10 protein-coding genes are annotated in these 13250 nt (G+C 55.9%); 2 read left to right on the forward strand and 8 right to left on the reverse strand.

The window, feature by feature from the left end:
* Window positions 1-29: 29 nt before the first annotated feature.
* The 3 genes from queE to ACMWKK_RS07305 are packed head-to-tail and all read right to left on the reverse strand — an operon-like array spanning window position 30 to window position 3022.
* Window positions 30-701, reverse strand: coding sequence for a 7-carboxy-7-deazaguanine synthase QueE (gene queE / locus ACMWKK_RS07295; RefSeq protein ID WP_032643113.1), 672 nt, complete (start codon window positions 699-701; stop codon window positions 30-32).
* Between the two features lie 54 nt (window positions 702-755).
* The gene (locus tag ACMWKK_RS07300; protein ID WP_112780973.1) at window positions 756-1463 is read right to left on the reverse strand and encodes an N-acetylmannosamine-6-phosphate 2-epimerase; all 708 of its coding nucleotides are present in this window, start codon (window positions 1461-1463) and stop codon (window positions 756-758) included.
* Window positions 1463-3022, reverse strand: coding sequence for a PTS transporter subunit EIIC (locus ACMWKK_RS07305; RefSeq protein ID WP_112780974.1), 1560 nt, complete (start codon window positions 3020-3022; stop codon window positions 1463-1465). The genes ACMWKK_RS07300 and ACMWKK_RS07305 overlap by 1 nt, the downstream gene beginning before the upstream one ends.
* 165 nt (window positions 3023-3187) lie before the next feature.
* Between ACMWKK_RS07305 and ACMWKK_RS07310 the strand changes: the two genes are divergently transcribed.
* Window positions 3188-4012: a MurR/RpiR family transcriptional regulator gene (locus ACMWKK_RS07310; protein WP_045330588.1), complete on the forward strand. Its 825-nt coding sequence runs from the start codon at window positions 3188-3190 to the stop codon at window positions 4010-4012.
* Window positions 4013-4372: 360 nt separating this feature from the next.
* Window positions 4373-5482, forward strand: a complete 1110-nt coding sequence (locus ACMWKK_RS07315) for an SDR family oxidoreductase (RefSeq protein WP_112780975.1) — start codon at window positions 4373-4375, stop codon at window positions 5480-5482.
* Window positions 5483-5535: 53 nt separating this feature from the next.
* Here the strand turns inward: ACMWKK_RS07315 and eno are convergent, their stop codons facing one another.
* The 5 genes from eno to rlmD form a co-directional block, all read right to left on the reverse strand.
* The gene (gene eno / locus ACMWKK_RS07320) at window positions 5536-6834 is read right to left on the reverse strand and encodes a phosphopyruvate hydratase (protein ID WP_045330584.1); all 1299 of its coding nucleotides are present in this window, start codon (window positions 6832-6834) and stop codon (window positions 5536-5538) included.
* A gap of 82 nt (window positions 6835-6916) precedes the next feature.
* Window positions 6917-8554, reverse strand: a complete 1638-nt coding sequence (gene pyrG / locus ACMWKK_RS07325) for a glutamine hydrolyzing CTP synthase (protein WP_023309013.1) — start codon at window positions 8552-8554, stop codon at window positions 6917-6919.
* Window positions 8555-8777: 223 nt separating this feature from the next.
* On the reverse strand, window positions 8778-9569 hold the full coding sequence (gene mazG / locus ACMWKK_RS07330) for a nucleoside triphosphate pyrophosphohydrolase (protein WP_045330583.1): 792 nt from the start codon (window positions 9567-9569) through the stop codon (window positions 8778-8780).
* A 65-nt stretch (window positions 9570-9634) separates the two neighbouring features.
* Window positions 9635-11866 (reverse strand): GTP diphosphokinase, encoded by a 2232-nt coding sequence (relA, locus tag ACMWKK_RS07335; RefSeq protein ID WP_008499628.1) that lies wholly within the window; start codon window positions 11864-11866, stop codon window positions 9635-9637.
* 51 nt (window positions 11867-11917) lie between these two features.
* A complete protein-coding gene (rlmD, locus tag ACMWKK_RS07340) occupies window positions 11918-13216 on the reverse strand; it encodes a 23S rRNA (uracil(1939)-C(5))-methyltransferase RlmD (protein WP_045330580.1) in 1299 nt (432 codons plus the stop codon).
* Window positions 13217-13250: the final 34 nt, after the last annotated feature.

The raw sequence follows: 13250 nt of genomic DNA on the forward strand, positions 1-13250 counted from the left end.
GGTAAGCGCTCGCGCCACCGGGCTTTTTTTTATGCAATATTCAGATACTTGTGCGTCTGCATCGACAGGCGCCAGTTGCGCGCTATGCAGGTTTCAATGCACAGACGCGTTGCATCCTCTTTCTGGCTGATCGGCTGCAGGGCAATCACCCGCTGCTTTTCATCCGTCAGCGTGGCCAGCAGTTCATCCAGCGCTTCGATATCGCGCACGCGCCCTACCGGGTGCTTGATCTCATCCGCGCGCTCCAGCGCCTGAGACAGCACGTCATACCCGCCGCGCATATTCACTTTTGGTGATACCGTCACCCAGGTCGCGTGCGAACAGCGCACTTCATGGGTCCCGCTGGTTTCAATCTGGCAGCTGTAGCCGTTCTTTTCAAGCAGCTCGGTCAGCGGCGTCAGGTCGTGAATGCAGGGTTCACCGCCGGTGATCACGACGTGGCGAGCCGTCCAGCCCTGACGGCCAATAATGGCCAGCAGATCTTCTGAACTGCCCGCGCCCCACTTATCGCTCTCTTTGGTTTTCGCCAGAATGCTAAACAGCGACACTTCCCGATCTGCGAGCTTATCCCACGTATGTTTGGTATCACACCAGGCACAGCCAACCGGGCATCCCTGTAAGCGAATGAAAATAGCGGGAACGCCGGTAAAGTAACCCTCGCCTTGCAGGGTCTGGAACATCTCGTTAATCGGGTACTGCATAGTCATCTCAGTTAAGGGGATAAACGATAAGTATCGCAGATCCCCGCCGGATGGTCATGCTCCATCGGTGCTTTGCGCGCCAATCGCCGCCATAAACCGTTCAGTGATTTGCTGCGGACGGGTGATCGCCCCGCCGACAACGACCGTATGCGCGCCCAGCGCCAGACATCTGGCCGCGCGTTCAGGCGTATCGACGTTGCCTTCGGCCACCACTGGCACCGTCACGGCAGCGAGCACTGCCTTCAGGAACGCGCAGTCATTCTCCGGAAGCGAATGGCCCGCCGTTCCCGCCGTATAGCCGTAGAGCGTGGTGCCGACGCAGTCAAAGCCCAGCGCCTGCGCCGTCACGGCCTCTTCGACCGTGGCAATATCCGCCATCAGCAATACCGCGGGATAGCGTGAGCGGATCCGCCTGACCAGTGCTTCAAGGTATTCCCCACCGGGACGTTCCCGCGCCGTGGCATCAAGGGCAATGATTTCCGGCGCAACCGTCATGAGCTCATCCACCTCTTTCATCGTCGCGGTGATGAACACGTCGCTACCGGGATAGTCACGCTTGATGATGCCGATAACCGGCAAAGACACCCGCTCCTTAATGGCCACAATATCCACCACGCTGTTAGCGCGGATAGCCGCGGCCCCGCCCTGCGCGGCAGCGAGCGCCATTCGCGACATAATAAACGGGCTGTGCAGCGGTTCATTTTCCAGCGCCTGACAGGAGACGACCAGCTTTCCCTTCAGGTTATCCAGTACAGTTTTCATTACGATAAGCTCTCTTCCACTTCATTTTTGATAATGGTGACGTGCGGGCCATAAATGACCTGAACACCGTTGCCGCGCACGATAACGCCGCGCGCGCCGGTCGCTTTCAGTGCCACCTCATTCACCTTGCTGCCGTCTTTGACCGTAACGCGAAGGCGCGTGGCGCAGCAGTCCACCTCGTCCAGATTGTCCTTTCCGCCTAATCCGGCGATCACCGCCGCAGCGCGCTCGCTTTGCGGCAGGCTCACTTCATCAACCATCGCCGTCTTTTCACGGCCCGGCGTGGCGAAATCAAAGCGGTTAATCAGGTAGCGGAAGGTGAAGTAGTAAAGGAAGAACCACGGTACGCCGACCAGCGGAACGAACATCCAGTGGGTTTTGGCTTCGCCCTGCAAAATGCCGAACAGCACGAAGTCGATGAAGCCGCCGGAGAAGGTTTGTCCGATGGTGATATGCAGCATGTGCGCAAGCATGAAGGCCAGCCCGTCAAACAGCGCATGAATGACGTAGAGCACCGGCGCAATAAACAGGAACGAGAACTCGATAGGCTCGGTAATCCCGGTCAGGAACGAGGTTAACGCCGCAGAGAGCAGCAGCCCGGCAACGCGCTTTTTGTTCTCGGGCCTGGCGGTGTGGTACATCGCCAGGCACGCGCCGAGCAGGCCAAACATCATCGTAATAAAGCGCCCTGACATGAAGCGCGACGTGCCTTCATAAAACTGACGCGTTGTCGGGTCGGCTAGCTGGGCGAAGAAAATCCGCTGCGTACCTTCCACGAGGTGTCCGTTGACGATTTCACTCCCGCCAAGCGCGGTGGTCCAGAACGGCAGGTAGAAGATGTGGTGCAAACCAAACGGGCCCAGCATGCGGAGAATAAAGCCGTACAGCAGGGTACCCAGATAGCCGGTGGCGTCCACCAGCCCGCCCAGACCAAAAATCAGCTTCTGAAAATGCGGCCAGACCACGGTCATGAGCGCGCCGACGAGGATCGCCGCCAGCGAGCTGATAATCGGGACAAAGCGCGAGCCGCCAAAGAACCCGAGGAACTGCGGAAGCGCAATTTTATTAAACCGATGATGGAGCGCGCAGGTCACCAGCCCAATCACCACGCCGCCAAACACGCCGGTTTCCAGCGTCTGAATGCCCAGCGTCATGCCCTGCCCCACGGCGCCAGGGTTCTCATGCGCCAGCGTGCCGGTAAGGATCAGCAGCGCGTTAATGGTGGCATTCATCACCAGAAATGCGAGCAGCGCCGCCAGCCCAGCCGTCCCCTTATCGCTTTTTGCCAGCCCGACGGCAACACCCACCGCAAACAGCACCGAGAGGTTCGCAAACACGATCGAACCCGCACTGCTCATGATGGTGAAAATGGCCTGCAGCCAGCCTACGTCTAAAAACGGATAAGCCGCCAGCGTATTGGGATTGGATAACGCGCCGCCTATCCCCAGCAGCAGACCCGCCGCCGGCAGCACGGCGATGGGCAACATAAAGGATTTGCCAAAGCGCTGCGCTTTTTCAAACCATCCCCCTGAAGAAGCGCCACTGAACATTTGCATCATTTTTTCATCTCCCCATAATTAGATGAAAATTTTTACCACATAAATACTTAATAGTGAAAATTATCATCAAAAACCAGGACGACGATCATACTTTTTCAAAATGACTGGCATCTCTCCCCCGCTTTCCGCCACACTAGTCGCAGAGAAACGCATTAAGGATCGAGCATGTCAGACCATGAAAACCTGCTGCTGAAGCTACGCCAGGAGGCTTCCGGGTACAGCCCAACGCAACAAAAACTTGGTGAGTTTGTCCTCAGCGATCCAGCCCGGGTGCTCTACCTGACGATCACCGAGCTGGCGCGCGAGAGCCACACCAGCGAGGCCAGCGTCACGCGTCTTTGCCGCACGCTGGGCTGCAAAGGCTATAACGAATTTAAAATGGCGCTTGCGCTGGATATTCAGCAGGGTCAGCCCGTCCGCCAGGCGGGGGATGAAATTGATAGCGTGGTGGATGAGTCGGTGCAGGCTTTGCAGGATACCGCCCGGCTCCTCGACCGCACGCTGCTTGAAAAGGCCGCACTGGCGCTTCATCAGGCGCAGTCCGTGCAGATTTATGGCGTTGCGGCCAGCGCGATCCTCGGGGAGTATTTGCACTACAAGCTGTTGCGTCTGGGTAAGCCTGCCCAGCTGTTTAGCGATATGCACCGCGCGGCCATGAACGCGACAACGCTTTCAAAAGAGACGCTGGTTGTGGCCATCTCCAGTTCGGGTTCAACGCGGGATTTACTCCACGTGGTAAAGCTTGCCCGCAAGCGCGGCGTCAAGGTTCTGGCGCTCAGCAATACGCCCCGCAGCCCGCTGGCGTCCCTGAGCGACATGCAGCTGGTTGCCGCCAAACCAGAGGGGCCCCTCAGCGCGGGTGCGCTCAATGCTAAGGTTGGAGTCATGCTGCTGGTCGAGCTGCTGACCACCTCTATGATTGCGCTGGACGGGCATTACGGCGACGTTAGCCAACAAACAGCCAGCGCCACGCTTCCCCTGTTACTTTAAGAAAACCCTTCGCAGGCTAAATAAAATAGCCTGCGACGTCTGTCGTCTGATTTTTGTTAAGTGAGGTTTAACGCATTTATTTGGTAAATGTTTGGTGTAACAAATTATTATATTTATTACATTTTGTATTACGTGAGCTATTTGGATAGCCTTCCATAAAAACCATTACATTCAAAAAGTTAGAATTTAATTTTTAATAAAGTGAATTTTTGTCTTTCCGATATTGTCCAAAATATCCAGCCGATTTCCTTTCCTTAAAATAAGCTTAAGATGCCATTGATTCCGGCGATTTATTATTTAAACGCCGTTTACTTTTGCGCGCCTACAATCCGCCTCATCAATCATAATGAGACGGTATTAATGAAGATGCTATTGATTACAGGCGTGACCGGATTTCTGGGCGGTGCAGTACTTGAAAAAATCCTGACCAGCGATCAATCCGTTAAACTCCTTTTGCTCGCGCGTGCCGGCGACCCGCAGAGCGGGCTGGAGCGCGTGCTGGAGAACATGCGTAAGTTCAACGTTCCCGAGGAGAAACTGGCCTCTCTGAACGTGGATAATATTCTGATTGGCGACCTCAGCCAGCCTGAAGCCTTCCTGAACGATCCCCGTCTGGATCGGGTCACGCACGTCGTGAACAGTGCGGCGGTTGCCTCATTTGGCAATAACCCGCTCATCTGGAAGGTCAACGTTGAGGGTACGCTCGCGCTCGCGCGCCGTATGGAGCAGGTCGCAGGACTGCAGCGTTTCCTCCACGTTGGCACCGCGATGTCATGCACGCCGGAGCAGGATTCACTGGTCGCTGAAAGCGCGGAATTCAGAGAGAATGCTGAACACCTGGTGGAATACACGTTTTCGAAGTCAACCATCGAACAGCTGATGCGCCAGGAGTGTCCGAACCTGCCGCTGCTCATCGCCCGCCCGTCCATCGTTGTCGGCCATACCCGCCACGGCTGCACGCCGTCGAGCAGCATTTTCTGGGTCTTTAGCATGGGCCTGATGCTGCAGAAATTTATGTGCTCTATGGAAGACCGGATCGACGTTGTTCCGGTGGATTATTGCGCCGATGCGCTGTTGATGCTGCTTAACAGCAACGCGCGTCCGGGGGAAGTGGTGCACATTTCTGCCGGTGAGGAGAACAGCGTTCGCTTTGCGGATATCGACCAGGCAATGGCGCATGCGCTGGAGAAAGCCCCCGTCGGTGATAAATATGCGCAGGTCAGCTATGAAACGCTGGTCAGAATGCGCCGCGAGCTGAAAGATATTTTTGGCCCGTGCAACGAACGTCTGATGCTGAAAGCCATGCGGTTATACGGTGCGTTTGCCACGCTGAACGTGCGCTTCAGCAACGATAAGCTGCTGAGCATGGGAATGCCGAAGCCACCCCGGTTTACGGATTATATCGCCCGCTGCGTGCAAACCACCCAGGGGCTGACCATTCCGGAGCAAATGGCGGTCGATTTTAAATAGCCAAAAAAAATGCCAGTCTTTCGACTGGCATTTTCATTTTAAGGCTTAGGCGATTATGCCTGGCCTTTGATCTCTTTACGACCGTTGTATGGTGCTTTTTCGCCCAGCGCTTCTTCGATACGAATCAGCTGGTTGTATTTAGCAACACGGTCAGAACGGCTCATAGAACCGGTTTTGATCTGGCCTGCAGCGGTACCCACAGCCAGGTCGGCAATGGTAGCGTCTTCAGTTTCGCCAGAACGGTGAGAGATAACCGCAGTGTAGCCAGCGTCTTTCGCCATTTTGATCGCAGCCAGAGTTTCGGTCAGAGAACCGATCTGGTTGAATTTGATCAGGATGGAGTTAACGATGCCTTTCTCGATACCTTCTTTCAGGATCTTGGTGTTGGTTACGAACAGGTCGTCACCCACCAGCTGGATTTTGTCGCCCAGTACTTTAGTCTGGTATGCGAAGCCATCCCAGTCAGACTCGTCCAGACCGTCTTCGATAGAGACGATTGGGTACTGTTTGGTCAGGTCTTCCAGGAAGTGAGTGAACTCTTCGGAGGTGAACGCTTTGTTGCCTTCGCCAGCCAGAACGTATTTACCGTCTTTGTAGAATTCAGATGCTGCACAGTCCATCGCCAGGGTGATGTCTTTGCCCAGCTCGTAGCCCGCTGCTTTTACCGCTTCAGCGATAACAGCCAGCGCTTCTGCGTTAGAACCCAGGTTTGGCGCGTAGCCACCTTCGTCACCCACAGCTGTGTTCATACCTTTAGCTTTCAGAACTTTAGCCAGGTTGTGGAACACTTCAGAACCCATACGTACCGCTTCTTTCAGGGATTTCGCGCCAACTGGCTGAATCATGAATTCCTGAATATCAACGTTGTTGTCCGCGTGCTCACCACCGTTGATGATATTCATCATTGGTACAGGCATGGAGTATTTGCCTGGGGTGCCGTTCAGTTCAGCGATGTGCTCGAACAGTGGCATACCTTTCGCAGCAGCCGCCGCTTTGGCGTTCGCCAGGGAAACGGCCAGGATTGCGTTCGCACCGAAGTTAGATTTGTTTTCAGTACCGTCCAGATCGATCATGATCTTGTCGATGCCAGCCTGGTCTTTGGCGTCTTTGCCAATGATTGCCTGAGCAATAGGACCGTTTACAGCGCCAACCGCTTTCAGTACGCCTTTGCCCAGGAAGCGGGATTTGTCGCCATCACGCAGTTCCAGCGCTTCGCGGGAACCGGTAGAAGCACCTGATGGAGCAGCTGCCATACCGACGAAACCACCTTCCAGATGAACTTCGGCTTCAACGGTCGGGTTACCACGGGAGTCGATGATTTCACGACCGATGACTTTAACGATTTTGGACATTAGATTTTCCTCAGTACAAGTTAAACTAAAACTCCAGACAAACAACGCGTACCCAGGGTACGCGTTGCCGTTCTAACTTTTTTTACTTCGCCTGACGCTTCTGGTAGTCGCTGGCGGCCTTCACGAAGCCTGCAAACAGCGGATGCCCGTCACGTGGCGTTGAAGTAAATTCCGGGTGGAACTGGCAGGCGACAAACCAAGGATGGTTTGGCACTTCAATGATCTCGACTAACTGATCGTCCCCGGAGCGTCCCGCAACACGCAGGCCCGCGGCTTCAATAGGTTTCAACAACATGTTGTTGACTTCATAGCGGTGACGATGACGCTCGGTGATGACCGGCTCGCCATACAGCTTGCGAACCACGCTATCGTCGGACAGCTGGCAGGCCTGTGCGCCAAGACGCATGGTGCCACCCAGATCGCTCTTCTCGGTACGGACTTCGACGTTGCCTTCTTCGTCACGCCATTCAGTGATAAGCGCCACAACAGGGTACTTACAGTCTGGCACAAATTCCGTAGAGTTCGCGTTTTCCATTCCCGCTACGTTGCGCGCAAATTCGATCAGCGCAACCTGCATACCCAGACAGATGCCGAGGTATGGAATATTGTTTTCACGCGCATAGCGCGCGGTGGCGATCTTGCCTTCTACACCACGGTAGCCGAAGCCGCCAGGGATGAGGATAGCATCCAGATCTTTCAGGATTTCCACGCCGCGCGTTTCGACATCCTGCGAATCAATCAGCTTGATGTTCACGGAGACACGGTTCTTCAGACCACCGTGTTTCAGCGCTTCGATCACTGACTTATAGGCATCCGGCAGTTCAATGTACTTGCCGACCATACCGATAGTCACTTCGCCTGCCGGATTGGCTTCTTCATAAATAACCTGTTCCCATTCAGACAGGTTAGCTTCCGGACAGTTCAAGCTGAATCGTTTACAAATATAATCGTCCAGGCCCTGAGATTTCAACAGGCCCGGGATTTTATAAATGGAATCGACATCTTTCATTGAAATAACGGCTTTTTCAGGCACGTTACAGAACAATGCAATTTTCGCACGTTCGTTCGCCGGAACCGCGCGATCGGAGCGACAAACCAGGATATCTGGCTGAATACCAATAGAGAGCAGCTCTTTTACAGAGTGCTGGGTCGGCTTGGTTTTCACTTCACCTGCGGCAGCCATGTACGGCACCAGCGTCAGGTGCATGAACAGCGCGTGTTCACGGCCAATATCTACCGCCAGCTGACGAATCGCTTCCAGGAACGGCAGAGATTCGATATCACCTACGGTACCGCCGATTTCAACCAGCACCACGTCGTGGCCTTCGCCACCCGCCACAATGCGTTCTTTGATAGCGTTAGTGATGTGCGGAATAACCTGAACGGTTGCACCCAGGTAGTCACCACGGCGCTCTTTACGCAGAACGTCGGAGTAGATGCGGCCAGTCGTGAAGTTGTTACGACGGGTCATTTTGGTGCGGATGAAACGCTCGTAGTGGCCAAGATCCAGATCGGTTTCAGCGCCGTCTTCAGTAACGAACACTTCCCCGTGTTGGATTGGGCTCATGGTGCCCGGATCGACGTTGATGTACGGATCCAGTTTCATCATGGTCACATTGAGGCCACGGGCTTCAAGAATGGCTGCGAGGGAGGCTGCGGCAATGCCTTTACCCAGAGAGGATACGACCCCGCCGGTCACAAAAATATAGTTCGTTGTCATGCTGAACCTGAGAAGTTAGGGTGAAACGATGGAATAACCAGGACGGGAAAGTAGTATACCCGAACACGGCGAGCGCCACAAACTTTCATTCTCCGTCTCCATTCCAGGCCATGACAAACATAAGGAGTGAGAAAATAGCCCCTTTTGGGTAAATGTTTTTGACGCAAATCAAGCGCTTGTCATTTAAAAAATCACACAAATTGCGCTTGATCGCAAAATCTCGTTAGAGATCAGATTCCTGGCGCTTTACTTCCTGCCAGACTTCTTCCATTGCCTCGAGGTCAATTCCGGTCATATCCAGGCCTCGCGAGGCGACAATCCGCTCCACTTCGCGAAAGCGGCGTTCGAATTTCAGGTTGGCTTTTTGCAGGGCTGTTTCCGCTTTTACACCCAGGTGGCGAGAAAGGTTGACGGTCGCAAACAGCAGGTCACCCATCTCTTCCTCAAGCTTCGCTTCATCCACCACCGCCTGCTGCGCTTCGTGCATGACCTCGTCAATCTCTTCGTGCACTTTATCCAGCACCGGGCCGAGGGAGGTCCAGTCAAAGCCCACGGCGGAGCAGCGTTTCTGGATTTTGTGCGCGCGCATCAGCGCGGGCAGGCTCATCGGAATGTCGTCCAGCGCGGAGTGCTGAGATTTCTCTGCCCGCTCGGCGCTTTTGATCTGCTCCCAGCGGGTCAGCACCTCCGCGCTGTTTCCGGCAGCGGCATCACCGAAGATATGGGGATGACGGCGCTCAAGCTTGTCGCTGATGGCAGCGCAGATATCGTCAAAGTTAAAGCGCCCTTCTTCCTGCGCCATCTGCGCATAGAAAACCACCTGGAACAGCAGGTCGCCCAGCTCGCCGCGCAGGTCGTCAAAATCCTCGCGGGAAATAGCGTCCAGCACCTCGTAGGTCTCTTCAAGGGTGTACGGGGCGATGGTGGCGAAAGTCTGCTCTTTATCCCACGGGCAGCCGTTTTCCGGGTCGCGAAGGCGCTTCATGATGCCGAGCAGGCGGTCAATTTGAGTCATAGTTCTGTCCTGATAAAAAATGCCGGGTGGCGGCGTTGCCTTACCCGGCCTACGGAAGAGGATGTTTAGCCGCCGTGCAGACGACGCGCGTCAATCACATCCGGCACCTGGTTCAGCTTACCGAGCACGCGGCCCAGCACCTGCAGGTTATAGATTTCGATAGTCATATCGATGGTGGCAAGCTGCTCGCGGGTATCGCTGCGGCTGGCGACGCCCAGCACGTTGACCTTCTCGTTGGCGAGAATGGTCGTGATGTCGCGCAGCAGGCCGCTGCGGTCGTTGGCGGTGACGCGAACCACCAGCGAGTAGCCAGCGGAATAGCTCTCCCCCCAGACCGCTTCCACGATGCGCTCCGGCGCATGGGACTGAAGCTCGGCAAGCTGGTCGCAGTCGGAACGGTGAATCGAAATCCCGCGCCCCTGGGTAATAAAGCCGACGATATCGTCGCCTGGAATAGGCTGGCAGCAGCGGGCAATGTGGTGCATCAGATTGCCCACGCCCTCGACCACCACGCGACCGTTGTCTTTGCTGCGCTGCTGCGGCGCGTAGGTTTTCTGCTGCAGCTGCTTCAGCGCCGCCGCATCCTGCTCTTCCGCGCTTGGCTTATTGAACTGCGCCTGCAGGAAGTTCACCATCTGATTCAGGCGGATATCGCCGCCGCCGATGGCCGCCAGCAGCTCGTCAAGCTCGTTGAAGTTGTAGCGCGGCAGCAGGAATTTCTCCGCCTCTTTCAGGCTGATTCCGATATGCTCCAGCTCGTCGTCGAGGATTTGACGACCGGCAAGGATATTCTTGTCCCGATCCTGCTTGCGGAACCAGGCGTGAATTTTCGAGCGCCCGCGGCTGGTAGTGACGTAGCCCAGGTTCGGGTTAAGCCAGTCGCGGCTCGGGTTGGGCTGTTTCTGGGTAATGATTTCAATCTGGTCACCCATCTGCAGCTGATAGGTGAACGGTACGATACGCCCGCCAATTTTTGCCCCAATGCAGCGGTGCCCCACATCGCTGTGGATGTGGTAGGCAAAATCGAGCGGCGTGGAGCCCGCAGGCAGGTCGACAACGTCGCCTTTCGGGGTAAAGACGTACACCCGATCGTCAAAGACCTGGCTGCGCACTTCGTCGAGCATCTCGCCGGAGTCGGCCATCTCTTCCTGCCACGCAATCAGCTTGCGCAGCCAGGCAATGCGGTCTTCGTGACCAGAACGCGCCCCGCCGGAGGTGCCTTCTTTGTATTTCCAGTGCGCGGCAACGCCCAGCTCGGCGTCTTCGTGCATCTGTTTGGTGCGGATCTGAATCTCAACCGTTTTGCCGCCGGGGCCCAGCACCACGGTATGGATAGACTGGTAGCCGTTCGGTTTGGGGTTGGCGACATAGTCATCGAATTCATCCGGCAGATGGCGGAAGTGCGTGTGCACTATACCCAGCGCGGCGTAGCAGTCCTGCAGACGCTCCGCCACAATGCGCACGGCGCGCACGTCAAACAGCTCGTCGAAGGCGAGATGTTTCTTCTGCATTTTGCGCCAGATGCTGTAGATGTGCTTGGGTCGACCGTAGACTTCGGCCCGCACGTTCTCTTCTTTCATCGCCTGGCGCAGGCCGCCGACGAACTCCTCGATATAGTGCTCGCGGTCGATACGGCGCTCGTGCAGGAGTTTGGCAATGCGCTTATATTCCGCCGGGTGCAGATAACGGAAGCAGTAGTCTTCCAGCTCCCATTTCAGCTGGCCAATCCCCAAGCGGTTCGCCAGCGGCGCATAGATGTTTGTACACTCTTTTGCCGCCAGCACGCGCTCGTCTTCCGGCGCATCCTTCACCTCACGCAGGTGGGCAATACGCTCGGCCAGCTTGATGACCACGCAGCGGAAGTCGTCCACCATAGCCAGCAGCATCCGGCGAACGTTATCGACCTGCTCAGAGGAGACGGAATCGGTGTGCGCGGCTTTAAGCTGACGAATGGCCGCCATATCGCGCACGCCGTGGATCAGGGCGACAACGGATTTACCGACGCTGTCGCGCAGCACGTCTTCGCTGACCACATCTGCATCCGCCAGAGGGAAAAGAAGCGCGGCCTGCAGCGTTTCGATATCCATGTTCAGCATGGAGAGGATTTCCACCATCTCCACGCCGCGCCACAGGAGAAGATCGGCATCGGGATGCCCCTGCGTGGTGCGCAGACAATAGGCCCAGGTTTCGGTTAAGCGTTCACACGACTGCTGGCTGGAAATTCCCAGACTTGCGATCCATTTTTGTGGGTCAAACTCCCCAGCTTTATTGAGATGTGCACTTCTTACCGCAACCATTGTCCTCTCCTTTAGGGACCAGGGCCTGTCGAAGTCGACAAGCCAAACAAATTAGATGTGCTCGAACAACACCATCGATTCCAGATGCCCAGTGTGCGGGAACATGTCCAGCATTGCCAGACGCTGAATCTGGTAACCCGCGCTGAGTAATGCCTCGCTGTCACGGGCAAGCGTCGCCGGGTTACAGGAAACATAGACCACGCGCTTCGGCGCGAGTTTAATAATATGTGCCATCACGCCAGGGGCGCCGGCACGCGCCGGGTCGAGCAGGATTTTGTCAAAACCCTGCTGCGCCCACGGCTGTTGCGTGACATCTTCCTCAAGATTTTGATGAAAGAATGTCACATTTTGCAAGCCGTTCTGCCGCGCGTTCTCCTGCCCTTTCGCCACCAGCGCCTCAACGCCTTCCACGCCAACGACGCTGGCCGCTTCTCGCGCCAGCGGCAGCGTGAAGTTACCCATGCCGCAGAACAGATCGAGTACGCGATCGCTTTGCTGAACGTCCAGCCATGCCATCGCTTTCGCGACCATCTGCTGGTTAACGCCATCATTCACCTGAATGAAATCCCGCGGGCTGAACGTTAAGCGTAGCCCGTTTGACGCATACCAGGGCGTCTCACCGGTAACCTGTTCAAGTATCTCGCTTTGCGGCGCGAGGAAAAGCGCCAAGTCGTGGGAATGCGAAAAGCGTTCCAGTTTTTCGCGATCTTTTTTCGACAGCGGCGCGGTATGGCGCAGGACCATCAGCGGACCATTGTTGGCCATGACCAGTTCGACGTGTCCAAGGTGGCGAACGCCCTCCAGCCCGGAGAGGCAGGTGCGCACGTGCGGAAGCAACGCCTCAAGATGGGGCACCAAAATGGGGCACTGCCTCACATCGACGATATCGCTTGAACCGGCCTTGCGAAAACCCATCTCCAGCCGCGCCGTTTTTGGCTGATAGCTGAGGCTCAGGCGCGCGCGGCGGCGATAGCCCCAGGGCTCATCGGCAACGATTTCGTTAACGTCATGCTTAAGCAACCGCGCCAGGGCACTGCTTTTACTTTTTTGCTGTAATTCTGTGCTCGCATGCTGTTGCTGGCAGCCCCCGCACACGCCAAAATGCGGGCAGCGAGGCGCCACGCGCTCCGGGCTATCGTTGAGGCGACGCTTAACCTGCCCGCGCGCGAACTGGCGTTTATCTTCCGTCAGCGTAATTTCTGCTCGTTCTGCTGGCAGCAAACCTGTTATAAACAGAGCCTTACCGTTGTGACGCGCCACCCCCTGACCAAACGGATCCAGGTCCGTGGCTTCAACGGTTATGATTTGACGCGTCGTCACGCGTCGCTTTGCAGAGTAGAATTGCGCCATCGCCGAGATTTTTCTCATATAAACATAATTAGCT

The organism is Enterobacter sp. 01-M-03-SI-ECC, assembly GCF_047530215.1.
GTDB classification, from domain to species: domain Bacteria; phylum Pseudomonadota; class Gammaproteobacteria; order Enterobacterales; family Enterobacteriaceae; genus Enterobacter; species Enterobacter chengduensis.